The organism is uncultured Roseovarius sp. (assembly GCF_913054395.1).
Lineage (GTDB): Bacteria > Pseudomonadota > Alphaproteobacteria > Rhodobacterales > Rhodobacteraceae > Roseovarius.
Window position 1 is genome coordinate 1 of record NZ_CAJXIP010000018.1, and the last position, 23788, is coordinate 23788.

The following is a 23788-nucleotide window of genomic DNA, read 5'->3' on the forward strand; positions in this document are numbered from 1 at the left end:
ACAAGGCGCGCATCAAGATCACCGTGCATGAAAACGGGCTTGATGAGATCCGCGCCTTGGTCGAGGATGAATTCCCGCGCCGCCGCGCGGTCTTTGGTGGCGTCGATCAGGCCCTCTTGGCCGATATCACAGCCTCCTTTGCCCCGCCCGCCTTCAAGCAGAGCGATCCCGCGCCCTATTTTGCCGCGCGCGACGCCGACCCGGTGTTCCGCGCCTGGACTGACACCAATGTCAGCGCGCACCGCGTGCCCGGCTATGGCATCGTCACGATCAGCCTCAAGGCCCATGGCGCGACGCCGGGCGATGCCTCGGGCGATCAGATGCGCCTTGTCGCCGATCTTGGTGAGAAATACGGCCACAACGACATCCGCGCCAGCCATGCCCAGAACCTTGTTCTGCCACATGTGCCGCTCGCCGATATTCCGGCCGTTCACGCTGCTTTGAAAACCCTGGGGCTGGCCACCGGGAATATCGGATTGGCCTCGGATATCATCGCATGCCCGGGTATGGATTATTGCGCCCTTGCGACCGCCCGGTCGATCCCCGTGGCGCAAGGCATTGCCACGCGCATTGAAGAGCTCAAGATCGAGCATGAGGTCGGGCAGCTTCAGATCAAGATTTCGGGCTGCATCAATGCCTGCGGGCATCACCACGTGGGCCATATCGGCATCCTTGGCCTTGATCGCGCAGGTGTGGAAAACTATCAGATCACCCTTGGTGGCGACGCCTCGGAAACCACGGCCATCGGCACACGCACCGGCCCCGGTTTCGCCTATGACGAGATCGTGCCCGCCATCGAGCGGCTTATCTTTGCCTATCTCGACCTGCGCGAAGTCCCCGAGGAAACCTTTCTGGAGGTCTTCAACCGTGTCGGCATGGCCCCGTTCAAGGCCGCGCTTTATGATGCCGAGGCTCGGGCCTATGCCGCAGAGTGATCTTGCACGCAGGGTCAGCGCCCTCAATGACCGATATCGCCACCATTCGGCGATATCGGTGATAGAGCACGCGCTGCGCGACCCGCAAGCCGGGCAACTGGCGCTGGTGTCAAGCTTTGGCGCGGAATCCGTGGTGCTTTTGCATATGGTGTCGGTCACCCGACGCGACACGCCGGTGATCTTCATCGACACCGAGATGCTGTTCACCGAAACCCTCGTCTATCAGCAGGAACTGGCCGAGCGGCTGGCCCTGCGCGACCTGCGCATCATCCGCGCAGACGCGATCGCAAAGACCGCGCAGGACCCCGACGATACATTGCATCAGCGCGATACCGACGCTTGCTGCGCCCTGCGCAAGGCGGTGCCCCTGCAACACGCCCTTGATGGATTTGACGGCTGGATCACCGGACGCAAACGTTATCAGTCAGGCACCCGCGCCGCGCTTGAGTTCTTCGAGCTTGAGGAGGGCACGGGCCGGATCAAGGTCAATCCGCTGGCCCATTGGGCGCCCGAGGATATGCAGACCTATATGGATGAGAACCGCCTGCCCCGGCATCCGCTGGTGGCCAAGGGCTATCCTTCGATCGGCTGCATGCCCTGCACCACCGCCGTGGCGCCCGGCGAAGACCCGCGATCGGGCCGCTGGCGCGATCAGACCAAAACCGAATGTGGCATCCATTTTGTCGATGGCAAAATGGTGCGAAAAGGAGTGACCGCATGAGCGTCATCGTCAATGACCGGGGTTTTGCCCCAGAGGACTTCACCGCCCCCTTCACCGCGTTAGCCGAGGCCGACGGCGCCACGACGGCGCTTGATCTTGGCGCCGATGCCAACCCCGCCGATCTTGCCGGACGGCTTAAGGGCATCACCATGATCCGCGTCGATTTTCCGGGGTCCGCCGACGGGCGCGGCTTTTCCATCGCGCGGCAACTGCGGCTGATGGGGTATGAGGGGCGGCTGCGGGCACATGGGCACGTGATATCCGATCAATACGCGATGGCACGCCGCTCGGGCTTTGACGAGGTTGAGATCTCGGACGCCCTTGCCAAACGCCAGCCCGAGGCGCAATGGCTGTTCCGCGCCGAGTGGCAATCGCATGACTACCAGGCGCGCCTGCGCGGCTAGGCATTATCCGCCCTTTCCCTGACCCAGATCAATGTTTATGCAGAGGTGCCGGTGTATCTGACCGGCAAAAGAAGCTATGAATGAGATGACCCAAGTGACCGATGCCGCCGTAAAACTGGCCCAAAAGCCAACCCTGCCCGATGCGCAGAAAGTGACAGAGGTCACCCACTGGACCGACCGGCTGTTTTCATTCCGCGTGACACGGCCCGCTTCCTTGCGGTTCCGCTCGGGCGAATTCGTCATGATCGGCCTGATGCAGACCGATGAAAAAACCGGACGTGAAAAGCCGCTTTTGCGCGCCTATTCCATCGCCTCGCCGTCTTGGGATGACGAACTTGAATTCTATTCGATCAAGGTGCAGGACGGCCCGCTGACAAGCCGCCTGCAACATATCGAAGTCGGCGACGAGATCATCCTGCGCCCCAAACCGGTGGGCACGCTGGTGCATGACGCGCTTTTGCCCGGCAAACGGATCTGGTTCTTTGCCACCGGCACCGGCTTTGCACCCTTTGCCTCGCTGCTGCGCGATCCGCAAACCTATGAGGATTACGACGAGGTCATCATCACCCATACCTGCCGCGAGGTCGGCGAGCTTGAATATGGCCGCAGGCTGATCGAGGATATCCGCCAGGACGAAATGCTGGCCGAGCTGATCGGCGAAGGCTTTGCCGACAAACTGCGCTATTACCCGACCACCACCCGCGAACAGAGCACCAAAATGGGCCGCATCACCGATCTGATGCGCTCGGGCGAGGCCTTCGAAGATCTGGGCGTGGCGCCGCTTGCGCCGGAAACCGACCGGGCGATGGTTTGTGGCAACCTGGCCTTCAACCTTGAAATCAAGGAAATGCTTGAGGGCTACGGGTTGCGCGAAGGCGCCAATTCCTCGCCCAAGGAATATGTCGTCGAAAAGGCCTTTCTCGACTGATCCGCAGCAATGCCAAAGCCCAAGGAGAAGGATGGACGCGCCTCTGAAGGGGCGCGTCCATCTTTTGCGTCATTGTTCGTGGTCCGAAAAGCCAGGTGATCGGGCAAGACCACATCAAGCGCCTCGGCGCTCTGCGGCAGGATTGCGCCCAAGACGAGCAACACCAGAAGTGCGCCGCATTGCAATGCATATTTGAAAGAGGGGGTCACGGGATTGGCTCCTATGCTTGAAAGGTGACGCTTAGCGCGCGGCGCCAAGCAGGTCGTTCAACCGTGCATTCTCTGTGGTGAGATCGGAAATCTGTGTGTGCAATGCCGCGAGGTAGGGGGCAAGCTCGGCCTCGGTCAGACGTTGCGGAATATGCGAGGGACAGTTCCAGTCGAATGCCTCGACCGTGATCAGGATCGCACGTTCAGGACGCCCCACATAGGCCGGGTCATGCAGCATCGGCAGGATATCGGCGGCGGCGGCGCCTTCGGCGATCCGCACCCTGCCCCATATCTTGATCCGCCTGCGATTGGGATAATCCATCAGGATCAACGCGATACGCTCATCCCCCGCAAGATTTCCAAGGCTCACATACTGCCGGTTGCCGCGATAGTCGGCATAACCGATGGTGCACGCATCAAGTACCCGCAAAAACCCCTTGGGGCCGCCACGAAACTGGACATAAGGCCAGCCGCTTTCAGAAACGGTTGCCTGATAAAACCCGTCGCGGGCCTGAATGAAGGCGGTCTCGTCGGGTCCAAGGATTGCCCCGCCACTGATCTCGGGTGACAGGAATTTCTCATAACCCGCCGCAGAGCCATGGCGGGCCTGCGCAGCACGGACATTGGGGGTAAAGGCGATTTCAGCGAAGGCGCGGGGCATGTCACTCTCCTGTCAGGGGCTAAAGGCCAAGTTCGCTAAGACCGGGGTGATCATCGGGGCGACGCCCCTGCGGCCAGTGAAACAGCCGCTCGCTTTCGGTGATCGCAAGGTCATTGATGCTGGCGATGCGGCGCCGCATGCGACCGTCTTCGGCAAATTCCCAGTTCTCGTTGCCATAGGCGCGAAACCACTGGCCTTCTGCGTCGTGCCATTCATAGGCAAAGCGCACCGCGATCCGGTTGGTGGTCCAGCTCCACAGCTCTTTGATCAGGCGATAATCGTGTTCGCGGGCCCATTTACGGGTGAGAAAGGCCTCGATCTCGGCCTGCCCGGTCAGAAACTCTGCCCGATTCCGCCATTGGCTGTCGGGGGTATAGGCCTGCGCGACGGCCTTTGGGTTACGGCTGTTCCAGCCATCCTCGGCGGCGCGAACTTTCAGGGTGGCGCTCTCTTGCGTAAATGGCGGCAGCGGCGGGCGGGTCATGGCGGGGTCCTTTCAGCGGGATTCGAATAAGTACCAATCGGTACACCTTACACTGACACTAAATGTACCGATCAGTAACCTTTGTCAAATTATTATTGATCAAGGAAGCGGCGATCAGAGTGCAGCATTCACTTTTATGCTTGAATAAAAAGAGAATTATTTTTCTGGAGAAACCACCCTCCCTGCCCTATATTGTGGACAAATCGGTACATTAAAGGCACTCCATGCGACCCAACAAACGAGATGAACTGGTACGAAACGCGCTCGACGTGTTCTATCGCGACGGCTTTCACGCCACCGGGATGGACAAGCTTGTGGCGCAGACCGGCATCTCGAAAACCTCGATGTACAAACATTTTCGCACCAAGGAAGAGATGATCCTTGCCGTGCTCAGGCTGCGCGACGAGCGGTTTCGCAACTGGTTTTGCCGACGCCTCGAAGAGATCGCCGACACCCCCAAAGAGCGCCTGCTTGCGGTCTTTGATGCGCTGCACGAATGGATGACTTCGCCCGGCTTTAAGGGCTGCATGTTCATCAAGGCGGTGGCGGAGTTCCAGAACCCCGAGGACCCGATTCACATTCAGGCCGCGACCCACAAGCGGATGCTGCTTGAATATGTCCAGAAAATCGCCGTGCAGGCCGGTGCGGACGATCCCGCCGGCCTTGCGCGCCAACTCATGCTTCTCAAGGAGGGCGCGATCGTGACGGCGGTCATGTGGGGCAATGGCGACCCCGCGCTTGACGCGAAGGCAGCGGCGCAGGCCCTTATCGCGACGTCGGGCTGTCGCTAACGCCCGCCCTGCTTTCAGCGCATAAAAAAGCCCGCGCCGGGGATGTCCGGCGCGGGGTTCATTCTGTCAGGGCCGATGATCAGTAGCCAAGCGCGCTGCGGGCCGCCTCGAGTGCGGCCTTCAGAAGCTCGGGATCGTCCTGCGCCGCCTGAATGGCCTGCAACAAAACGGTTTCCTTCATCGCCCCAAGATCGGCGCCCTCGATCAGGTCGCGCGCCTTGTCCATGCTGAAGCCATCCAGCGTCAGGGCCTCGGGGGCCTCTTCTGCGGCGGCGGCCTCGGGCGCGGGTGCGGCCTCGACAGCCTCTTGCGAAGCATCGGTTGCGCTTTCGCCGGTGGCGGCATCAACGGCCTCACTTGCAGCATCCTGAGCGGCCTCCGCAGCGTCCTGAACGGTATCGGTCACGGCTTCGGCGGCACTGTTGGTGGCGTCTGACGCGGCCTCGGTGGCCGTATCGGCCAGATTGGCAGCATCATCAACAGCCTCGGTCACCCCTTCAACCGCCGCATCCGCAGCCTCTGACGCGGCATCGGCCGCCTCGCTGGCGGTTTCGGTTGCGGCATCCACAGCCTCGGCGGCGGTATCAGCCACCGCATCGGCCGCCTCGCCAACCGCTTCGCTGGCCTCTTCCAGCGCGGCGGGGGCCTCGACCTCTTGGGCGGTCTCGCTGACCGTGTCGACAACCTCTGTCACCGACTTGCCGGTGAACAACATATAGCCCCCGCCAAGAATGACGACAGCCAGAACAATCCATATCAGGTTTTTCATAACCCTCTCCTCATACATTAGCGGGGTCGGTTCATCGCGGCCCCTTTGGCTCTTGCTCTCAGATGAAGCCGGAATTGGAAAGGTACAAGGGGGAATAACCCCTATATCGGCTCAGATCAGCCTATTTTGGCGCTTGAAAGCTGCCCCGGCCAGGTTTACGTTGCACCCTCGAATTCACCACCAAATCAAAACGATCGAAGGAACAAAGCCATAGCCCGCAGACCTCATAACGCGCCCCCTACACGCGACACCGGCCCCCGTATCAATGAACGCATCCGCTGTGATGAAATCCGCCTGATTGGCGCGGATGGCGAGAACGTCGGCGTGGTCTCCCCTGACCGGGCAATGGAAATGGCCGCTGATGCCGGGCTTGATCTGGTTGAAATTTCGCCCAATGCCGCACCGCCAGTGTGCAAGATCATGGATTTCGGGAAATACAAATACGAGACCCAGAAACGCGAGGCCGAGGCACGCAAGAAGCAAAAGATCATCGAGGTGAAAGAGGTCAAGTTTCGCCCCGGCACCGATACGCACGACTATGAGGTCAAGATGCGTAACGTGGTCAAGTTTCTTCAGAACGGTGACAAGGTCAAGATTACCCTGCGCTTCCGCGGCCGTGAGATGGCCCACCAGGATCTGGGCCGCCAGCTTTTGGAACGGATCGCTGCCGATATCAATGGCATAGGACGGGTTGAGAACATGCCCAAGATGGAAGGCCGCCAGATGATCATGATCATCGGCCCCGGCCCGAAATAAGGCCAAACCCCTTGTCCAAGATGTCATGACCCCCGGCCAGATGGTCCGGGGGTTTTGCATGCCCCCTTGCGCCGGGCGGCCAGTCGCGTAGGATGCACCGCTCTGACAAATCCGGAAGGTTTCATGCCCGTTTACGAATACAAGGTTATCCCCGCCCCGACCCGCGGTCGCAAGGCCCCCGGCGTCAAATCCCCCGAGGCCCGCTTTGCGCTCGGACTCGAAGATATGCTGAATGAAATGGGGCAGGCAGGATGGGAGTATCAGCGCACCGATATCCTTCCCAGCGAAGAGCGTCAGGGCCTGACCTCAAGCCGTACGGTCTATCGTTCTGTGCTGGTGTTTCGCCGTGCGACCGCGCCAGAGACACCGATGCGCGACCCCGCACAGACCGCCGCCACGGCCGACACATCCGAAAACCGGCAGGACCCCGCCGACGAGGTGCCGGAAAATCACAAAACCTAGACGAACAAGGCCAGTTCTGTGTTTCACAACAAGGACTTGGGCGAACATCTCTCATCAGCTAGCGGATTTTGATCCGAACAGGTGAGGTGAAATATTTTTACCGGCCCCCCTTCAATTCGCCGCATTTTTGCATACACTCTCGTCTCCGACTCGAAAAGGTAAGTCCCATGTCCAAGTCAGATCCCTTCGGTTTCGATATGTCCGTTTCTTCGGCCAAGAAGAAAAACCCGCGTGGCCGACGCGGCATGTCGGGCGCATCCGAGACATCGGTGAGGGTCTGCGAACATGAGGGGTGTAACGAGGCCGGCAAGTTCCGCGCCCCCAAGGCGCCCGATGTGCTTGATGACTACCTGTGGTTCTGCCAGCAACACGTGCGCGAATATAACCTCAAGTGGAACTTCTTTGATGGCACCACCGAGGCCGAACTGAACGCGCAGATGTCCAAGGACAAGGTGTGGGAACGTGAAACCAAGGCCTTTACGGACCCCGAGACGCGAGCCTGGGCCCGGCTTGGCATCGAGGATCCGCATCAGGTTCTGGGCGGCAATGCCACGCAGAACCCCGGCAAGAAGCGCGGCGGAAGCCGCAAGCTTCCCCCCACCGAACGGCGCGCTGTCGAGATCCTCGAGGCCGAGGATACCTGGACCAAGGCCGATCTGCGCAAATCTTACAAATCCCTGATCAAGGTGCTTCACCCGGACATCAACGGCGGCGACCGGAGCCAGGAAGAACAGCTTCAACAAGTGGTCTGGGCTTGGGAACAACTCAAGGACAGCCGCAATTTCAGATAAAGTTGCGGCCTCTGTGACCATGTCACAGACCGCCCGGCCCCGGCATGATATCATTCTTGCGTAGATAACGGGCCATTCCGGCCCGATCAGTCAAAGGTGTTATCATGCTCAAGAAAAATGTCGGATCCATCGACCGCGCCCTGCGGATCATCGTCGGCCTTGCGTTGTTGGCGGGCTTTTTCCTCAATCGTGACGGGGCCTATAGCTGGCTCTATCTGATCGGGATCATTCCGCTGGTGACCGGCCTGCTGTCAAGCTGCCCGCTTTATACGATCCTCGGCCTGCGCACCTGCCCGATGGAAAAGAAGTAAAGGCGGCTTTTCGCCAATGACAGGCGGATGCACTTGCCAGGCGCCCTGTTTCCCCCCACCTCAATGAGGAGAAGGAGGGCACCAGCCATGCGTTTCATACTACTTTTCACCGCCGTTACTCTGGCCCTGCCGCCACTCACGGCACAGGCCGATCCAAGGGGATGCCCACCGGGTCTGGCCCAAAAGCATAACGGCTGCCTGCCCCCCGGACAGGCCAAAAAGATATATGGGTATCGCTATGGTATCGGCGACAGGATTGATGGTGATTACATCATCCTGCGCAATCCCGGCCGCTACGGCCTTGGGCGTGATGAAACCTATTACCGCGTTGGCGATTACATCTACCGGGTTGATCGCGACACGCGCCGGGTGCTTGACCTGGTCGGCCTGGCTGCGGCAATCCTGAACTGAGCGTATGATTGACTTTGTCCGGGGCCGCGCCACATTTCAGGCGGCCCCGAAGCCAGACGATCCTATTCCGCGGCGACCCGGCGCGCCGCAAGCATCTCTTTGAGATAATGCCCGGTATGGCTTCTGGGTTCTTCTGCGACCTTCTCAGGCGTGCCCACGGCCACGATCTCCCCCCCGCCATCGCCGCCCTCGGGGCCAATGTCGATAATATGGTCGGCGGTCTTGATCACGTCGAGGTTATGCTCGATCACGATCACCGTATTGCCGCCATCGACCAGTTCATGCAGCACTTCGAGAAGCTTCTTCACATCCTCGAAATGCAGGCCCGTGGTCGGCTCGTCCAGGATATAAAGCGTGCGTCCCGTGGATCGCTTGGCCAGCTCTTTTGAAAGCTTCACGCGCTGCGCCTCGCCCCCTGAAAGGGTGGTCGCCTGCTGGCCAACCTTGATATAGCCAAGCCCGACCCGCGCCAGCGCATCCATCTTGTCGCGGATCGCCGGAACCGCCTTGAAAAAACCCTGCGCGTCCTCAACCGTCATATCAAGAACGTCGGCTATACTCTTGCCTTTAAAACGAATTTCCAAAGTTTCACGATTATAGCGCGCGCCCTGACAGGTTTCGCAGGTGACATAGACATCGGGCAGGAAATGCATCTCGATCTTGATAAGGCCATCGCCCTGACAGGCCTCGCATCGCCCCCCCTTGACATTGAAGGAAAACCGCCCCGGCTTATATCCGCGCGCCTTGGCCTCGGGCAGCCCGGCGAACCAGTCGCGGATCGGCGTAAACGCCCCGGTATAGGTCGCCGGATTGGATCTTGGCGTGCGCCCGATGGGGCGCTGATCGATATCGATCACCTTGTCCAGATGCTCTAGCCCCTTGATCGTCTCACAGGGCGCCGGTGTCTGGCGCGCCCCGTTCAGCCGCATGCTCGCGGTCTTGAACAGGGTCTCGATCGTCAGCGTCGATTTCCCCCCGCCGGACACGCCGGTCACGCAGACAAACTTGCCAAGCGGGAATTCAGCCGTGACCTCCTTGAGGTTGTTGCCCGTGGCCCCGACCACCTTGAGTTTCTTGCCATTGCCCTTGCGCCGCTTTTCGGAAATCGGGATTTCGCGCGCGCCCGACAGGTATTGCCCGGTGATCGACCCGGCATCGGCGGTCACCTCTTCCGGCGTGCCATGGCTGACCACCTGCCCCCCGTGAACACCGGCACCGGGGCCGATATCGAACACGTAATCGGCAGTGCGGATGGCCTCTTCGTCATGCTCGACCACGATCACCGTATTGCCCTGATCGCGCAGGTTGCGCAGCGTGGTCAACAGCCGCCCGTTGTCCCGCTGATGTAACCCGATGCTTGGCTCGTCCAGCACATAAAGCACCCCGGTAAGGCCCGATCCGATCTGGCTGGCAAGCCTGATCCGCTGGCTCTCGCCGCCCGACAGGGTGCCGGAATTGCGGCTAAGGGTCAGGTATTCCAGGCCGACGTTGTTCAGGAACCCAAGCCGCTCGCGGATTTCCTTGAGGATCGCGCGGGCGATTTCGTTCTTCTGTTTGCCAAGATGCTCCGGCACGGTTTCGCACCACTGATGGGCCTCGCGGATCGACATCTGCACGACCTGCCCCACATGCAGGCACTCATCAGGCCCGCCTTTGGCGGGACCAATCCGAACCGCCAGGGCCTCTTGCCGCAGGCGGAAGCCACCACAGCTGCCACAGGGGCGGTTGTTCTGATAGCGCTCGAATTCCTCGCGGATCCAGTTGCTGTCGGTCTCGCGATAACGCCGCTCCATATTGGGGATCACCCCCTCAAACACCCGGCTGACCTGATAAATCCGGCCACCCTCGTCATAACGAAACGGGATTTCCTCTTCGCCCGACCCATAGAGAAACACCTGTTTCACATGGGCCGGAAGGTCCTTCCAGGCGGCGTTCTTGTCAAACTCGTAATGCTTTGCAATCGACTGAATCGTCTGGGTGAAATAAGGCGACTTGCCTTTGCGCCAAGGCGCAATCGCCCCATCACTGACCTTGAGCGCCTCATCGGGCACCACAAGGCGTTCGTCAAAGAACCGCTCGGCCCCAAGCCCGTCACACTCGGGACAGGCGCCAAAAGGCGCGTTGAACGAAAACAGCCGCGGTTCGATCTCGGGGATGGTAAAGCCGCTGACCGGACAAGCGAATTTCTCCGAAAAGGTGATCCGTTCCGGCTCGCCCTCTTTCGGCGCGGTTTCAAGGATCGCGATCCCGTCCGCCAGATCAAGCGCGGTGCGGAAACTGTCGGCAAGCCGGGTTTCAAGACCTTCCTTGATCACCAGACGGTCAACCACCACGTCAATGTCGTGGCGGAATTTCTTGTCGAGCGTGGGCGGCTCATCCAGCTCGTAAAACGCGCCATCAACCTTGACCCGCTGAAAGCCCTGCTTGCGCAACTCAAGGAATTCCTTGCGATATTCGCCTTTGCGGTCGCGCACGATCGGCGCCAGAAGAAAGGCGCGCGTGCCCTCTTCCATTGCCATGACCCGGTCAACCATGTCCTGCACCTGCTGCGCCTCGATCGGAAGCCCCGTGGCGGGCGAATAGGGCGTACCGACACGGGCAAACAAAAGCCGCAGGTAATCATAGATTTCGGTCACCGTGCCAACGGTCGAGCGCGGGTTCTTCGAGGTCGTCTTCTGCTCGATCGAAATCGCCGGACTCAACCCGCTGATGTGATCCACATCCGGCTTTTCCATCATATCAAGGAACTGGCGGGCATAGGCGCTAAGCGATTCGACATACCGCCGCTGCCCCTCGGCATAGATCGTGTCAAACGCGAGGCTCGACTTGCCAGACCCGGAAAGCCCGGTGATCACAACAAGTTGGTCACGCGGAATATCAACATTGATATTCTTGAGATTATGCTCGCGCGCGCCGCGCACCTCGATATACTTGAGATCGGCCATTCTGCCCCCCGGGGTTCACGTCGACTACAAATAGGTGAGACTGGCCACAGTTCCAAGCCAAAATCGCGAACATTCCATGAACACGTACCGTCAACGGATTATTTCTGCGCGAGCGCCCAGGAACAGATCGGGAAATCCGGGTCATCCGTAAGATCATCGGTCTCAGGGTCATAAACCGGCGGCCATTCGCCCTCAAGATTGCGCCGCGCCGCGTGGCGATTGCCCCATTGGCGCGCATTGATCTTGCTCTCGTCAAACCCCGCCTCGATCAACAGGTTCTTCAACCCCCGCGCCGTCCAGCGCGAGCAATCCACCGGGTCGCCGTGATAGGGAATGAAAAACGGCACCGCCACCCAGAAATACCCGCCCGGGCGCAACATCTCCAGGACATGGCGCGTCGCGGCGTAGGGGCGGTCCAGATGTTCCCAAACCTGATTGGCCAGGACCAGGTCAAAGCTCAGAACATTGCCCTGTGCGTCACGATAAGGCCCCTTGCAGATGTCATATTTCGGATAACGAAACCGCTCGTAACTCCTGAACTCGAAACGCCGCCCGTATTTGCCCGACACCTCGGCTGCATCCATCGTCGCCGGATCAAGCGCCGCCATCCACCGGCGCGAGGATTTCTGCATCACGATCCGATTGATACTCGCCACTGGCCGTCCCCTGCTTGCTCCACGCCTCATAGTGCAGGTGCCGGAAAAAAGGCGCAAGCGTCACCCGCCCGCGCCCTTCTGTTTCTTCTTGCTCTAAATATCCCGGGGGAGTCGCGCTTGCGCGACGGGGGCAGCGCCCCCGGATTCAACCCTAGATATGAATTGCCCGGCCATAGGCCTCAAGCACCGATTCATGCATCATCTCGCTTAGGGTCGGATGCGGGAACACGGTGTTCATAAGGTCCTCTTCGGTGGTCTCAAGCTGGCGCCCGACCACATAGCCCTGGATCAACTCCGTCACCTCGGCCCCAATCATATGCGCGCCCAAAAGCTCGCCGGTCTTGGCGTCAAAGACGGTTTTCACAAGACCCTCCGGCTCGCCAAGAGCAATCGCCTTGCCATTGCCGATGAACGGGAAACGCCCGACCTTGATCTCGTATCCTGCTTCTTTCGCCTTGGCCTCGGTCATGCCGACGCTGGCCACCTGCGGGTGACAATAGGTACAGCCAGCAATGCTCTCGGGCTTTACCGGATGCGGATGCCCGCCTGCGATAAGCTCGGCCACCATCACCCCCTCGTGGCTTGCCTTATGCGCCAGCCAAGGCGCCCCGGCGATATCACCGATGGCATAAAGCCCTTCGACATCGGTGCGGCAATATTCATCAGTCACCACATGGGTGCGATCCACGGTCACGCCAAGCGCTTCAAGCCCAAGCCCCTCGACGTTGCCGACGATACCCACGGCCGAAATCACCGTGTCAAACTCCTGCTTTTCGACCTTTCCGCCCACTTCGATATGCGCGGTGACCTTGCCCTTGCCGCGATCAAGCTGCTTGACCATGGCCTTTTCCATGATCTTCATCCCCTGTTTGACAAAGGCCTTCTTGGCAAAGGCGGAAATCTCGGCGTCTTCCACCGGCAACACCCGGTCCATCACCTCGACCACGGTCGTATCGGCGCCAAGCGTATTGTAGAAGCTGGCAAATTCGATCCCGATCGCGCCCGAGCCGATCACCAAAAGCTTTTTCGGCATCCGCGGCGGAACCAGCGCATGTTTGTAGGTCCAGACCAGGTCGCCATCGGCCTCAAGCCCCGGCAATTCCCGCGCCCGCGCGCCGGTGGCCAGAACGATATGCCGGGCCGTCAGCTCTTCAACGCCCTTGTCGGTCTTGACCGTTACCCTGCCCTTTGCGGGCACCGTCGCCTCGCCCATGATCGCGGTCACCTTGTTCTTCTTGAGAAGATGCCCGACCCCGCCGTTCAACTGTTTGGCCACCCCACGCGAACGCTTGACCACCGCGTCGAGATCATAGTCGATACCCGTCGCCTTGAGACCGAATTCCTTGGCGCGGTGCATCAGGTGGAACACCTCGGAACTGCGCAGCAGCGCCTTGGTCGGGATACAACCCCAGTTCAGACAGATCCCGCCCATGTGCTCGCGCTCGACGACCGCCACATCAAGGCCAAGCTGTGCCCCCCGGATCGCGGCAACATAGCCCCCGGGGCCCGCCCCGATTACAATCATGTCAAAAGCCTTAGACGCCATGCGGCCCTCCGTTTTCAAATTTAGTTTGGTATTAAACTATTTCCGGACAGACCACAACGGAGCAACGCATGGCGACGACGCAAACACCCGGTCAGGATGTGTTTGCGCGCCATTGTCCGGCATTTCAGTGGGTTAGGCTTCAGGCGGCTGCCTTGAAGCGGCGCAGGGTGGCGCCATAGCCACCATCGGCCACATATTCGCGCTCCTGCGCGGTCGAGGGGCGCGACAGGGCCGTATTACGATAGGGGAAGCGGCCGAACTGTCGGATCACCTCGCGATGCGCGCGCGCATGCAACAGGTTCTCGGGGCCATACTCCGGCATCCGCTCACACAACAGGCGCACACAGCGTTCCTGGTCACAGAGGTTCTCGGAATGCATCAGGGGCAGGTAAAAGAACTGGCGCGCCGGCTCATCGATCCGCAAATCCCAGCCGCGCTTGATCGCGACCTTGGCCGCCGCAAGCGCCGGATGATCCGATGCAAAGGCCTGTGCCTTGCCACGGAACATGTTGCGCGGAAACTGATCCGTCAGGATGATATAGGCGAGCGTTCCCGTCGGGTAGGTCAGCCACAACCCGTATGCCCCCTCCTGCGCCTTGTTCCACGCAGCCTCAAAACGGTCGCGAACCATCTGATCAAGCTCGTCAGAGGCTTCATACCACCTCTTCGGGCCAACTTCATCCAACCAGAAACTCAATACATCTTCGGGCGCAACCATAGGGGACTCCTCATTTTCCTATGATACTTGATTTCAGGATAACGCCATAAAGGCCATTCTTCACAGTAACTTATTACTACAAAAGGGACATAAAACAGGCCTATCAGTCACTTTGCGTCTCCTGCGCGGTCTCAATGGCGTAATCTTGCGCAATTTCGACGGCCATCGGTGAAGAAGAAGGCGATACCGGTGTGTAGCTGTCCGTTTCGCTGACCGAGGGTGCGGCCCGCTGTGTCATCCGATAGATGGCATAGGCGACCAATGCGAACATCAGCACCGCCATGTAGAGGAAATACCCTGCGGGCCCCATCACCCCCATCATCCAGCCGACAAGAAGCGGCCCGGCAATCGCACCGAGACCGTTGATGAACACCATGCCGCCTGCGGCTGCGGCCATGTCGTCATGTTCCAGAAAATCGTTGGTATAGGCGATCAGCAGCGAATAGAGCGGGTTGGATGTGCCGCCCACCATGAAGGCCGCCACCAGAAGCATCCAGAAATTCGCGCCGAACGCCATGCCGACGAGGGCGCCCACACCGGTCACCACGGACACGCAGGCAATCAGTTTGCGACGGTCCATCCGGTCCGACAGCCAGCCAAGCGGATATTGCGCCAGCACCGCGCCGACATAAAACGCCGCCACGAAGGTCGAAATCTGCCCGACGCTAAGCCCCGCCTCAGAGCCATAGACCGCAGCCATGCCGAACTGTGCGGCGAACACGCCCCCGGTCAGGAACATGCCGACACAGCCAAGCGGCGAAATCTTCATGATCTGTCGCAGGGACAATGGCTTGGTCGTGTCAAACGCCGGGGTCGGGCTGACCGAGAGCAGGATCGGAGCAAAGGCCAGCGACACGAGCACCGAGGGAATCACAAAAAGCACATAGCCCGCCGGATCGGCCAGAACCATCAACGCCTGCGCCGAAACAATGCCGATCATCTGCACGATCATGTAAAGCGACAGGGCCTTTCCGCGCGTCTCATTGGTGGCCGAATTGTTGAGCCAGCTTTCGGCGGTGACATAAACGCCGGAGAAACAGAAGCCGATCATCACCCGGCCCACAGCCCAGGCCCAGGGATCGGCAATCGTCGGATACATGATTAGAACCGCCGAGATCAGCGAGCCGAGCGCGGCAAAGACCCGCACATGCCCGACCCGGCGGATCATCTCGGGCGCCATCCGCGACCCGGCCAGAAAGCCAAGAAAATACGAGGCCATGACGATCGACATATGAAAGGTCGAGAACCCTTCCAGCGCGCCGCGCACCCCCAGAAGGGTGCCCTGCATGCCATTGCCGACCTGCAACATCATCATGCCAAGCAAAAGGGCCCATGATCCCGTCAGCACCTTGAACATCGCAGACTCCTGTTTTCTCTTTGCCACCTTATCAGACAGGACATCAACCGGGACGTCAAAGGCGACTCAGTTTAGGTCCTGCGCGGCCCCGGTGACAGCCTTTCAGTCCGGGATCAACAACGAAGCGTCCCCATAGGAAAAGAACCGGTATTCCTGTGACACGGCATGTTCATAAATCTCGCGCAGGCGATCCTGCCCGACCAGGGCCGAGACCAGCATCATCAAGGTTGATTTCGGCAGGTGAAAATTGGTCATGAGCGCGTCGGTGACGCGAAAGTCAAAACCGGGATAGATGAAAATATCGGTCTCGCCCTGCCAGGGGGCGATCTCTCCGGCGGCCCTCGCGGCCGTCTCGATCAGCCTCAGCGCCGTGGTGCCGACCGGGATGACACGCCCGCCCGCCGCTTTCGTCTCGGCGATCTCACGGGCGGCCTCGACGCTCACTTCGCCCCATTCGGCATGCATCTTGTGGCTCGTGACATCCTCAACCTTGACCGGAAGGAACGTTCCCGCCCCGACATGAAGCGTGACATGGCTGAATGTCACCCCCATCCCGGCAAGCTCGGCCAGGAGCGCCTCGTCGAAATGAAGCGAGGCCGTGGGCGCCGCCACCGCCCCCGAACGGCGCGCCCATACGGTTTGATAATCGGTCTTGTCCTGCGCATCCGCCGGGCGACGTGCCGCTATATAGGGCGGCAGGGGCATGGCCCCGGCCTCTGCCAGGGCGGCATCGAAATCCTCGCCCAGCAGGTTGAAGCGCAACCGCCCCTGCCCGTCTTCCTTGGCCTCCAGCCGGGCCGACAGGTCGGGCGAAAACACCACCTCTTCGCCCACCGATATCTTTTTGAGCGGTTTAATCAGCGCGCCCCAGGTGCCATCGGCGCCCGGCTCGAGAAGGGTGACCTCGATACGTGCGGCGGTGGGTCCCTGCGCGCCGGCCCGGTGGCGCAGCCCGCTCAGCCGTGCGGGGATGACCTTGGTGTCATTCAGCACCAGCCGATCCCCGGCGCGCAACCACGTGCCAAGCGCATGGACGCGCGTGTCGGCGATCGTCCCGCCATCGGCCACCAAAAGGCGCGCCGAGGTGCGCGGGCGGGCGGGCCGCGTGGCAATCAGCGCCTCGGGCAGCTCGAAATCAAAATCACTAAGCTTCATCTGTCCTGTCTTTGATAAGCGGGCGGTTCGGCCTCGTCCGGTCTGTCCTGTCCCGAAGTCACCGCCCCCGGCGTATCCCCGAGCACCGGCGCCGGCCTGCGAAATATCTCGCGCAGGAACCCCGGTGCCAGCGCCGAAAGCGGATTGACCGAAACGCGCGGGTCCGATGCGGCCCCTTTCAGCGTATAGTTAAACCCGATCAGCCCCTCGCCCGCGCGGTTGAAAATGCCACCGATCGCATTCACCATATAAACCGGAGAAACAACCCCCTGCATGTCCATCTGCCCGCTCTCCATGAAATAATACCCATCCATCGACACCCCGAGGGCGGCGCCGACCGCGCTGCCTTGCAGCAGGGTAAGCCGCTCTGGCGTCAGGCGGAACTTGGCATCGACCCGCGAAAAATGCAGACCCTCGCCATTGAGCTGTTCCAAAAGGCCGACGACGCTGATCGTGTTGAGCAGGGCCGAAAGCGCGGGCGCTTCCTTGATGCGGAACTGATCGATTCCAAGCACCCCGTCATAGCTTCCGGGTTCGGGTGCCGGGGTCAGGATAAGGTCCATCTTGCCCTTGCGCGCCTGTTTCAAAAGCCCCGCCGAGCGCAGCACCCCGCCCGCATCCTCGGACTGAATGCGAAACGCGCTGCGCCCGTCCATCGGCACCACGCGCCCGGTCACGACCGAAAAGCCGTTGACCTTGCCGGTGAAATTGCCATCGGTGCCGCCGGTCGTGTCCAGTTCTGCGCTAAAATCGTTCAGCGCTATCCCGTCCGAAACCTGAAGGTGGTCAAGCCGCAGCGACACCGGACCGCCTTCGGAGGCCCCGCCACCTTCCCCGCTGAGCGAGGTCTGGCGCAGGTCTATCATACCGCCGCGCACCTCGACGCGCGGGCTTTGCCCGGCCCCGCGCCCGACCAGTGTGACCGGCGCGTCAAGCCAATCACCGATCCTGACGCGCGAAAAGGCGGCGCGGTCGAGATCGCCGCTGGCGTGAAGGGTGACGCGACCGTTCGCCTCGAGCCCGCCGCCGGTAAAGTCGAGCCTCTCGATCTCGGGCGGCTCGCCAATCGTGCCCGCCACCTCAAGCTGCCCGGTGGCGGCGGGCGGCAAGGACCAGCTTAGCTGTTGCAGCCCAAGCCCCACCCCCGCAAGATCGGAGGTCAGCACAAACTGCCCCGGCTGGTCCTTGGCAAAGCTGATCTCGATATTGGCCTCCCCCGCGCCCGAGATGCTGCCCGGTGGCAGGCCGATGTTGAATTCATCGGCGAATTGTTCCGACAGTTCGATCACGCCCGAAACGCTGCTGTCGCCGCCCGTGCCCTCGCCCAGGGGCAGACGCCAGGCGCCGCTGACCGGCACCCGGCCGATGCGGGCATCGCCGCCGATCTCGATGCCCGCGTTACTGGCCCTGACCTGCAATGCGCTCGCCGCAAGTACCCGGTCCTTGACCAGGGTTTCACTGCGCACCTCTTCCAGCGTCCCGGTGACGTCAAACGCCACCTCGGCAGGGGTCAGCTTGGGTTTGAGCAACAGATCAAGCTGACCAGACAGCGTGGCGCGCCCATCGGCAAGCGTCACCGGCTGTCCGGCCTTGCTCAGAAAGCGGAACGGCTTTTCGTCAAGCAGTGACAGCGCAGCAGTCACCGTGCTCTCGGTGTGCAAGCGTGTGCGCGCGGGTCCCTTTTTCAGGCGCACGTCGGGAATGATGAAACTGGTCCCCGCAATGTCGATCCGCCCACCCTGCGCGGCCACCACATGGCCGCTTTCGGCGGTGATTACAAAGCGGTTGTCGTAAATCGACGCATGCCCTGCACCCTCCCTGATCGGCGGCACATCTTTCAAAAAGCGGGTTTGCAACCCCTTGAAATCGAAACCCAAAAACACATCCGGGCGATTATCGGGCGTCGCGCGCAAGGCCAACTGAATATTCCCGAGGTCGGCCTTTTGCACGTTCTCGGAAATCCATTTCCGCGTCTTCGGCTTAAGCGACAGGGGCCACAATTCCATAAGTCGCTCTGGTGCAAGCCCCCCCATCCGGCCATTCAGCGCCAGGTCCCAGCCGTCCGTCTTGCCGCGCACAACGCCATCCAGCACGAAATGCTGGCCCTGATCCGCAAGGCTCAACTCGCCCACCGACAGAACGAAGGGATCAAGCTGAAGCCGGATATCCGCCGCCGCCCGATCAAGCAGGATCGGTTCGGGATAAAACTCTGCCGGGTTGGCGCTTATGTTGCTGACCCGTATCTGGGCCTGCAATTCTCGCGGCCAGCCATCTTCCATCCCGACCAGAAAGGCCGTGCCCTCAGCCTGCGCCGTAACCCATTTGCTATCGACCGAAAGTTCGGTGAACCGGATTTCATTGGCAACAGGATCATAGGTGAAATAGCTGCGCGCGGATTGAAACGCGATCGGCGCCGTGGCCGGGGTCGGCTGTAAAACGCCGGCACCGATCTGAAGCGTCGCACTCAGAGGCCCAAGGCGCCCCGCCCCATCCACCGAGGCCCGAAGCGCGCCCGAAATCGGCGCATCAAGCGCGTCAAGCCAGGCAAGTGCCGGGGACTGACCTGAAATATCGCCCGAGGGCATGTCGTCGAATTTGACGCCAAATTCGGCGTCCTTGCGCCCGATTTCGCCGCTATAGCTAAGTTCCAGGGTGGTGGCATAATCACGCGCGCCCAACAGGGCGACATCGCCGCGAATGCCGATCTGCCCGCCGTCGCGCGTCAGAACCACGCGCCCGCCATCCACACTCCAGGCGCGGCCCGCTCGCGCATCCTCGTAACGAAGCGTCAGATTGCCCGCCTCGACCCGGTTCAGCGCGGCAAATTGCGGGCGCGAAAAGATCGCGTCGATCTGATCGGTGACATTGGCAAATCGCGCCCCTTCCGGCCCGGTCGTGGCAGGCCCCTCAAGCGCAATCGCGAGGTCGCCCTCGGCCCGGCGCCGCAGAATAAGCCGCAGCCCCGAAAGCCGCACCGCCGAGGCCTGAACCTTGCCCTCCAGAAGCGGGCTTGGCGCGACTGTGATTTCAAGCTCGGAGAGGTTCGCCACCTGCCCGCTCTCGCCCCCCGAAAGCGCCACATCGCGCAATAGAAGTCGCGGCACCAGATCGTCGCTGACCACCATCGACATATCGCCGAAGGCCAGTTGATAGTTCGGCAGGTTCGCATTGATCCGCTGCGCAATCCGCTGATGAAGCCAGTCCGGCGCCGTCAGCCGCGTACCGATCGCAAGTATCGCCGCGACCGTCGCCGCCAGAACCAGCGCGCAGACACAAAAAGTCAGGCCCAGCCCAAATCGCCTAAGCCGCCGTTTTCGCGTGACTTGCTTGTCTTTATTGCTCATCTGATCCGTTGGGGGCGGCTTTGCGCCGCCCGATGCTGCCTCTTGCCTTTATTCTCGCCTTTTGCGTCCTAATATGGAACTCACAATTTCGCATCACAAGGAGTGCCCATGCCCGAGACTTCCGATATCGCCCCCGACTTCACCCTGCCGCGCGATGGCGGCGGCACCGTTACCCTGTCTGCCCTGCGCCCGAAGGCGGTGGTTCTGTTCTTTTATCCGCGCGACAACACCTCGGGCTGCACCAAAGAGGCGGTCGCCTTTTCCGGCCTCAGGGACACGTTCGAGGCGGCAGGCGCCACTATTCTGGGCATTTCCAAAGACAGCGTTGCCAGCCACGAAAAATTCCGCGACAAACAGGCGCTTAGCGTGCCGCTTGTCTCGGATGCAGAGGCCGAAACCTGTGAGGCCTACGGCGTATGGAAGGAGAAAAGCATGTATGGCAAGAAATTCCTTGGTATCGAACGCTCGACCTTCCTGATTGACGGCGAGGGGCGCATCGCGCGGGTCTGGCGCAAGGTCAAGGTGCCCGGCCACGCCGAAGAGGTGCTTGACGCAGTCAAGGCGCTATGAGCGTGCAGAGTCTGTCGCAGATGGCCGTCGAGGTGCTTGGCACCGCCGACGGTCGTGAAAAGACCGCCCTGTCGCGGGCCCACGCCAAAACCTGGTTTGCCGCCCGCGCCGCCGGGCGGGACATTCCCCTCGGCAACGCGGTTCCGCCGATGCAACCGGCCCGGCCCGCTCGCCCGGAACTGCTTGATCCGCGCGATGTGCCGCGCCGCCGTCCCGGTTCGGAAAAGGGCCGCATTGCCATGCTGCATGCCGTGGCGCATATCGAGCTGAACGCGGTCGACCTCCACTGGGATATCATCGCGCGCTTTACGGACACCGAAATGCCGATCGGTTTCTATGACGACTGGGTCAAGTCCGCCGATGAAGAATCAAAGCATTTCAACCTGATAAGCGACTGCCTTGAAGCAATGGGAAGTCACTATGGCGCCCTGCCCGCCCATGCCGGCATGTGGCGCGCCGCAGAGGACACCGCCCAGGATTTCATGGGTCGCCTCGCCGTGGTGCCGATGGTGCTTGAGGCGCGCGGGCTTGACGTGACCCCCGGCATGATCGCCCTGTTCACCAAGGCCGGCGATACCGCCGCCGTCGAGGCTATGCAGGTGATCTATGCCGAAGAGGTGGCGCATGTCGCCTTCGGGTCGAAGTGGTTTCACTTTCTCTGCGGGCGTCACAATCTTGATCCCAAGGATGTGTTCCACGATCTTGTGCGACGCTATTTCCATGGCCCCCTCAAGCCTCCCTTCAACGAGGAAAAGCGCGCAGAGGCCGGAATACCGCCGGATTTCTACTGGCCGCTGACCGAAATCGCCCCAGCGGCAAAATAGCCAAACCCTTGGTGATCGGCGGTTTTTCGCCACTCTGGCAAGAAATAGCTCAGAATTTTATCACATTTGGTCAAAATTCTTGCCCAAAGGTTAACCACTGGCTAATCACTTTGCAGGACGCCACACCTGATAATAAGAGCGTCATCCGTTGCGAAGGGTAACAACAGGGACGAGACCGCGTGAGAACACGACTTGCTATCAAAGTGCATGCCATTCTAGAGCGTTATTTCCCCGAACGGCGGGTCTTTCTGCGCTCTGACACGGAAACGCGGTTTATCCGGCTTCGCCCCGCAACTCAGCTTGTTGCCTTCTCGGGTGCCGCGGCGATTGTGGCCTGGGCGATCATCGCAACGTCGATCCTGCTGATGGACAGCATTGGCGCCGGAAACTTCCGTGAACAGGCCAAGCGCGATCAGCGCACCTATGAAAACCGTCTGAATTCCCTGTCGCATGAACGCGACAAACGCGCCGAAGAGGCGATTGCCGCGCAGGAACGCTTTAGTTCGGCACTGGATCAGATTTCGGTCATGCAATCCGAATTGCTGGCCTCCGAGATCCGCCGCCGCGAACTTGAAACCGGGATAGAAGTGATCCAGACCACCCTGCGCCGCACCATGAACGAGCGCGAAACCGCCCGCGAAGAAAGCACCGCCCTGGCGCTTGCGCTTGAAGACGGAGAGGCGTCCGGCGATGGCGCAAGCGGCGGCGCGGTCGACGACGGCACCCTTGATTTCCTCACGGCCGCCCTTCAGGACGCCGCCCGTGAACGCGATGAGACCATCGCCAACGCCCAGGATGCCTTGGTTCATGCCGATGAAATGGCTTATCAGATTCGCCTCATGCAGGACCAGAACGAACAGATATTCAGCCAGCTTGAAGATGCGATGACCATTTCGGTCAAACCGCTCGACAAGATGTTCCGCGATGCAGGCCTAAACACCGAGAGCCTGATAGGCAGCGTGCGCCGCGGCCATACCGGCCAGGGCGGCCCGCTGACACCGCTGTCGTTTTCAACCCGTGGCGAAGCGCCCTCGCCCGATGCAGAGCGCGCCAATCGCATCCTTGGCCAGATGGACGAGCTTAACCTCTATCGGATCGCCGCCCAGAAGGCGCCCTTTGCCATCCCGGTCAAGAACGCATTCCGTTTCACCTCGGGCTATGGCATGCGGTGGGGCCGGATGCATCAGGGCACCGATTTCGCCGCCGCCCATGGCACGCCGATCCACTCGACCGCCGACGGCGTTGTGACCCACGCCGGCTGGCTTTCGGGCTATGGCCGCCTGGTAAAGGTGAAACACGAGTTCGGCATAGAGACCCGCTATGCCCATCTGTCGAAAATCCGCGTGAAGGTCGGGCAAAGGGTCTCGCGCGGGGAACAGATAGGTGATATGGGCAACTCTGGACGTTCCACGGGCACACATCTACACTACGAAGTCCGCGTCGGCGGCAAGCCCGTCAATCCCATGATATATATCAAGGCTGCAAAAAATGTTTTCTAAGAGCAAAATCAACGAACCCGCGCAAAAGCCCACCGAGGCCAAACCGGCCCCGACGGACAACCGGCTTGATTCCGCACGTCCCGATACCTCGGGCACGGAATTCAAGGCCTCGGCCCCCAAGGCCAAGCCGCCAGCTTCGGTTCTCTCTTCGGATCTGCATGTCACGGGCAACCTTAAGACAACCGGCGACATTCAGGTCGAAGGCACCATCGAAGGCGACATTCGTGCGCATCTTCTGACCATCGGCGAAGGCGCGACCGTCAAAGGCGAAGTGATTGCCGATGACGTGGTGATCAACGGCCGCATCGTCGGGCGTGTGCGTGGCCTCAAGGTGCGCCTGACCTCGACCGCGCGCGTCGAAGGCGACATCATCCACAAGACCATCGCCATCGAATCCGGCGCCCACTTCGAGGGCTCGGTCCAGCGTCAGGAAGACCCGCTTAGCGGCAAGTCGAACGCGCCCAAGCCCGCCGCTACCGGCAATCCCGCACCTGCCGCTGCCAAACCGGCCTAACGCGAAGCCTCGACAACCAGTTCAAAA

General features: G+C 60.8%; 24 protein-coding genes. 14 read left to right on the plus strand and 10 right to left on the minus strand.

The annotated features are described in order from the left end of the window. The 4 genes from QZ522_RS04265 to QZ522_RS04280 form a co-directional block, all read left to right on the plus strand. Positions 1-935 (plus strand): nitrite/sulfite reductase (locus tag QZ522_RS04265; RefSeq protein WP_294607927.1); only part of this gene is annotated, 935 nt, incomplete at its 5' end. Further along, positions 922-1656, plus strand: coding sequence for a phosphoadenylyl-sulfate reductase (locus tag QZ522_RS04270; RefSeq protein ID WP_294607929.1), 735 nt, complete (start codon positions 922-924; stop codon positions 1654-1656). The genes QZ522_RS04265 and QZ522_RS04270, both read left to right, overlap by 14 nt. Beyond that, a complete protein-coding gene (locus QZ522_RS04275) occupies positions 1653-2060 on the plus strand; it encodes a DUF934 domain-containing protein (RefSeq protein ID WP_294607931.1) in 408 nt (135 codons plus the stop codon). The genes QZ522_RS04270 and QZ522_RS04275 overlap by 4 nt, the downstream gene beginning before the upstream one ends. A 76-nt stretch (positions 2061-2136) precedes the next feature. Beyond that, the gene (locus QZ522_RS04280; protein ID WP_294607934.1) at positions 2137-2988 is read left to right on the plus strand and encodes a ferredoxin--NADP reductase; all 852 of its coding nucleotides are present in this window, start codon (positions 2137-2139) and stop codon (positions 2986-2988) included. A 240-nt stretch (positions 2989-3228) separates the two neighbouring features. On the opposite strand, the gene QZ522_RS04285 is transcribed toward QZ522_RS04280, so the two are convergent. Together QZ522_RS04285 and QZ522_RS04290 are read right to left on the minus strand one after the other, a co-directional pair. Further along, positions 3229-3858 (minus strand): pyridoxamine 5'-phosphate oxidase family protein, encoded by a 630-nt coding sequence (locus QZ522_RS04285; RefSeq protein WP_294607936.1) that lies wholly within the window; start codon positions 3856-3858, stop codon positions 3229-3231. A 19-nt stretch (positions 3859-3877) separates the two neighbouring features. Further along, entirely contained in the window at positions 3878-4342 is a 465-nt protein-coding gene (locus QZ522_RS04290) for a nuclear transport factor 2 family protein (RefSeq protein WP_294607939.1), read from the minus strand. A 224-nt stretch (positions 4343-4566) separates the two neighbouring features. Between QZ522_RS04290 and QZ522_RS04295 the strand changes: the two genes are divergently transcribed. Further along, positions 4567-5133 (plus strand): TetR/AcrR family transcriptional regulator, encoded by a 567-nt coding sequence (locus QZ522_RS04295; protein WP_294607941.1) that lies wholly within the window; start codon positions 4567-4569, stop codon positions 5131-5133. A gap of 79 nt (positions 5134-5212) precedes the next feature. Here the strand turns inward: QZ522_RS04295 and QZ522_RS04300 are convergent, their stop codons facing one another. Continuing rightward, positions 5213-5902: a translation initiation factor 3 gene (locus tag QZ522_RS04300; protein WP_294607943.1), complete on the minus strand. Its 690-nt coding sequence runs from the start codon at positions 5900-5902 to the stop codon at positions 5213-5215. Positions 5903-6112: 210 nt separating this feature from the next. On the opposite strand from QZ522_RS04300, the gene infC reads away from it, so the two are divergent. The 5 genes from infC to QZ522_RS04325 all read left to right on the plus strand — a co-directional run bounded on the left by infC (position 6113) and on the right by QZ522_RS04325 (position 8633). After that, entirely contained in the window at positions 6113-6658 is a 546-nt protein-coding gene (gene infC, locus QZ522_RS04305) for a translation initiation factor IF-3 (RefSeq protein ID WP_363319818.1), read from the plus strand. Between the two features lie 123 nt (positions 6659-6781). Then, positions 6782-7120, plus strand: a complete 339-nt coding sequence (locus QZ522_RS04310) for a hypothetical protein (protein WP_363319815.1) — start codon at positions 6782-6784, stop codon at positions 7118-7120. Positions 7121-7287: 167 nt separating this feature from the next. Then, positions 7288-7911, plus strand: coding sequence for a J domain-containing protein (locus QZ522_RS04315; RefSeq protein ID WP_294607948.1), 624 nt, complete (start codon positions 7288-7290; stop codon positions 7909-7911). A gap of 104 nt (positions 7912-8015) precedes the next feature. Next, the gene (locus QZ522_RS04320) at positions 8016-8222 is read left to right on the plus strand and encodes a DUF2892 domain-containing protein (protein ID WP_294607951.1); all 207 of its coding nucleotides are present in this window, start codon (positions 8016-8018) and stop codon (positions 8220-8222) included. A gap of 87 nt (positions 8223-8309) precedes the next feature. After that, positions 8310-8633, plus strand: coding sequence for an excinuclease ABC subunit A (locus QZ522_RS04325; RefSeq protein ID WP_294607954.1), 324 nt, complete (start codon positions 8310-8312; stop codon positions 8631-8633). 62 nt (positions 8634-8695) lie between these two features. Here the strand turns inward: QZ522_RS04325 and uvrA are convergent, their stop codons facing one another. The 7 genes from uvrA to QZ522_RS04360 all read right to left on the minus strand — a co-directional run bounded on the left by uvrA (position 8696) and on the right by QZ522_RS04360 (position 20354). Beyond that, positions 8696-11578 (minus strand): excinuclease ABC subunit UvrA, encoded by a 2883-nt coding sequence (gene uvrA, locus QZ522_RS04330; RefSeq protein WP_294607956.1) that lies wholly within the window; start codon positions 11576-11578, stop codon positions 8696-8698. A gap of 98 nt (positions 11579-11676) precedes the next feature. Continuing rightward, positions 11677-12234 (minus strand): methyltransferase domain-containing protein, encoded by a 558-nt coding sequence (locus tag QZ522_RS04335; RefSeq protein WP_294607959.1) that lies wholly within the window; start codon positions 12232-12234, stop codon positions 11677-11679. Positions 12235-12385: 151 nt separating this feature from the next. Further along, positions 12386-13780 (minus strand): dihydrolipoyl dehydrogenase, encoded by a 1395-nt coding sequence (lpdA, locus tag QZ522_RS04340; RefSeq protein WP_294607961.1) that lies wholly within the window; start codon positions 13778-13780, stop codon positions 12386-12388. Between the two features lie 139 nt (positions 13781-13919). Next, positions 13920-14498, minus strand: a complete 579-nt coding sequence (locus tag QZ522_RS04345) for a DUF924 family protein (RefSeq protein WP_294607963.1) — start codon at positions 14496-14498, stop codon at positions 13920-13922. 103 nt (positions 14499-14601) lie between these two features. Further along, on the minus strand, positions 14602-15855 hold the full coding sequence (locus QZ522_RS04350) for an MFS transporter (RefSeq protein WP_294607965.1): 1254 nt from the start codon (positions 15853-15855) through the stop codon (positions 14602-14604). Positions 15856-15957: 102 nt separating this feature from the next. After that, positions 15958-17010: a tRNA preQ1(34) S-adenosylmethionine ribosyltransferase-isomerase QueA gene (queA, locus tag QZ522_RS04355; protein WP_294607968.1), complete on the minus strand. Its 1053-nt coding sequence runs from the start codon at positions 17008-17010 to the stop codon at positions 15958-15960. Further along, the gene (locus QZ522_RS04360; RefSeq protein WP_294607970.1) at positions 17007-20354 is read right to left on the minus strand and encodes an AsmA-like C-terminal region-containing protein; all 3348 of its coding nucleotides are present in this window, start codon (positions 20352-20354) and stop codon (positions 17007-17009) included. The genes queA and QZ522_RS04360 overlap by 4 nt, the downstream gene beginning before the upstream one ends. 108 nt (positions 20355-20462) lie before the next feature. Between QZ522_RS04360 and QZ522_RS04365 the strand changes: the two genes are divergently transcribed. The 4 genes from QZ522_RS04365 (at position 20463) to QZ522_RS04380 (ending at position 23761) form a co-directional block, all read left to right on the plus strand. Beyond that, positions 20463-20924 (plus strand): peroxiredoxin, encoded by a 462-nt coding sequence (locus QZ522_RS04365; protein WP_294607973.1) that lies wholly within the window; start codon positions 20463-20465, stop codon positions 20922-20924. After that, entirely contained in the window at positions 20921-21748 is an 828-nt protein-coding gene (locus tag QZ522_RS04370) for a ferritin-like domain-containing protein (RefSeq protein WP_294607976.1), read from the plus strand. The genes QZ522_RS04365 and QZ522_RS04370 overlap by 4 nt, the downstream gene beginning before the upstream one ends. Before the next feature lie 179 nt (positions 21749-21927). Further along, positions 21928-23247, plus strand: a complete 1320-nt coding sequence (locus QZ522_RS04375; protein WP_294607978.1) for a M23 family metallopeptidase — start codon at positions 21928-21930, stop codon at positions 23245-23247. Further along, positions 23237-23761: a polymer-forming cytoskeletal protein gene (locus QZ522_RS04380; RefSeq protein WP_294607980.1), complete on the plus strand. Its 525-nt coding sequence runs from the start codon at positions 23237-23239 to the stop codon at positions 23759-23761. Before QZ522_RS04375 ends, QZ522_RS04380 begins: the two co-directional genes overlap by 11 nt. Positions 23762-23788 lie beyond the last annotated feature (27 nt).

What these genes read in the sequence shown, in the direction of transcription:
- QZ522_RS04270 (WP_294607929.1), top strand. Translation starts at nt 922, where the DNA reads ATGCCGCAGAGTGATCTTGCACGCAGGGTCAGCGCCCTCAATGACCGA.
- QZ522_RS04275 (WP_294607931.1), top strand. Translation starts at nt 1,653, where the DNA reads ATGAGCGTCATCGTCAATGACCGGGGTTTTGCCCCAGAGGACTTCACC.
- QZ522_RS04280 (WP_294607934.1), top strand. Translation starts at nt 2,137, where the DNA reads ATGAATGAGATGACCCAAGTGACCGATGCCGCCGTAAAACTGGCCCAA.
- QZ522_RS04285 (WP_294607936.1), bottom strand. Translation starts at nt 3,858, where the DNA reads ATGCCCCGCGCCTTCGCTGAAATCGCCTTTACCCCCAATGTCCGTGCT.
- QZ522_RS04290 (WP_294607939.1), bottom strand. Translation starts at nt 4,342, where the DNA reads ATGACCCGCCCGCCGCTGCCGCCATTTACGCAAGAGAGCGCCACCCTG.
- QZ522_RS04295 (WP_294607941.1), top strand. Translation starts at nt 4,567, where the DNA reads ATGCGACCCAACAAACGAGATGAACTGGTACGAAACGCGCTCGACGTG.
- QZ522_RS04300 (WP_294607943.1), bottom strand. Translation starts at nt 5,902, where the DNA reads ATGAAAAACCTGATATGGATTGTTCTGGCTGTCGTCATTCTTGGCGGG.
- QZ522_RS04310 (WP_363319815.1), top strand. Translation starts at nt 6,782, where the DNA reads ATGCCCGTTTACGAATACAAGGTTATCCCCGCCCCGACCCGCGGTCGC.
- QZ522_RS04315 (WP_294607948.1), top strand. Translation starts at nt 7,288, where the DNA reads ATGTCCAAGTCAGATCCCTTCGGTTTCGATATGTCCGTTTCTTCGGCC.
- QZ522_RS04320 (WP_294607951.1), top strand. Translation starts at nt 8,016, where the DNA reads ATGCTCAAGAAAAATGTCGGATCCATCGACCGCGCCCTGCGGATCATC.
- QZ522_RS04325 (WP_294607954.1), top strand. Translation starts at nt 8,310, where the DNA reads ATGCGTTTCATACTACTTTTCACCGCCGTTACTCTGGCCCTGCCGCCA.
- uvrA (WP_294607956.1), bottom strand. Translation starts at nt 11,578, where the DNA reads ATGGCCGATCTCAAGTATATCGAGGTGCGCGGCGCGCGCGAGCATAAT.
- lpdA (WP_294607961.1), bottom strand. Translation starts at nt 13,780, where the DNA reads ATGGCGTCTAAGGCTTTTGACATGATTGTAATCGGGGCGGGCCCCGGG.
- QZ522_RS04345 (WP_294607963.1), bottom strand. Translation starts at nt 14,498, where the DNA reads ATGGTTGCGCCCGAAGATGTATTGAGTTTCTGGTTGGATGAAGTTGGC.
- QZ522_RS04350 (WP_294607965.1), bottom strand. Translation starts at nt 15,855, where the DNA reads ATGTTCAAGGTGCTGACGGGATCATGGGCCCTTTTGCTTGGCATGATG.
- queA (WP_294607968.1), bottom strand. Translation starts at nt 17,010, where the DNA reads ATGAAGCTTAGTGATTTTGATTTCGAGCTGCCCGAGGCGCTGATTGCC.
- QZ522_RS04360 (WP_294607970.1), bottom strand. Translation starts at nt 20,354, where the DNA reads ATGAGCAATAAAGACAAGCAAGTCACGCGAAAACGGCGGCTTAGGCGA.
- QZ522_RS04365 (WP_294607973.1), top strand. Translation starts at nt 20,463, where the DNA reads ATGCCCGAGACTTCCGATATCGCCCCCGACTTCACCCTGCCGCGCGAT.
- QZ522_RS04370 (WP_294607976.1), top strand. Translation starts at nt 20,921, where the DNA reads ATGAGCGTGCAGAGTCTGTCGCAGATGGCCGTCGAGGTGCTTGGCACC.
- QZ522_RS04380 (WP_294607980.1), top strand. Translation starts at nt 23,237, where the DNA reads ATGTTTTCTAAGAGCAAAATCAACGAACCCGCGCAAAAGCCCACCGAG.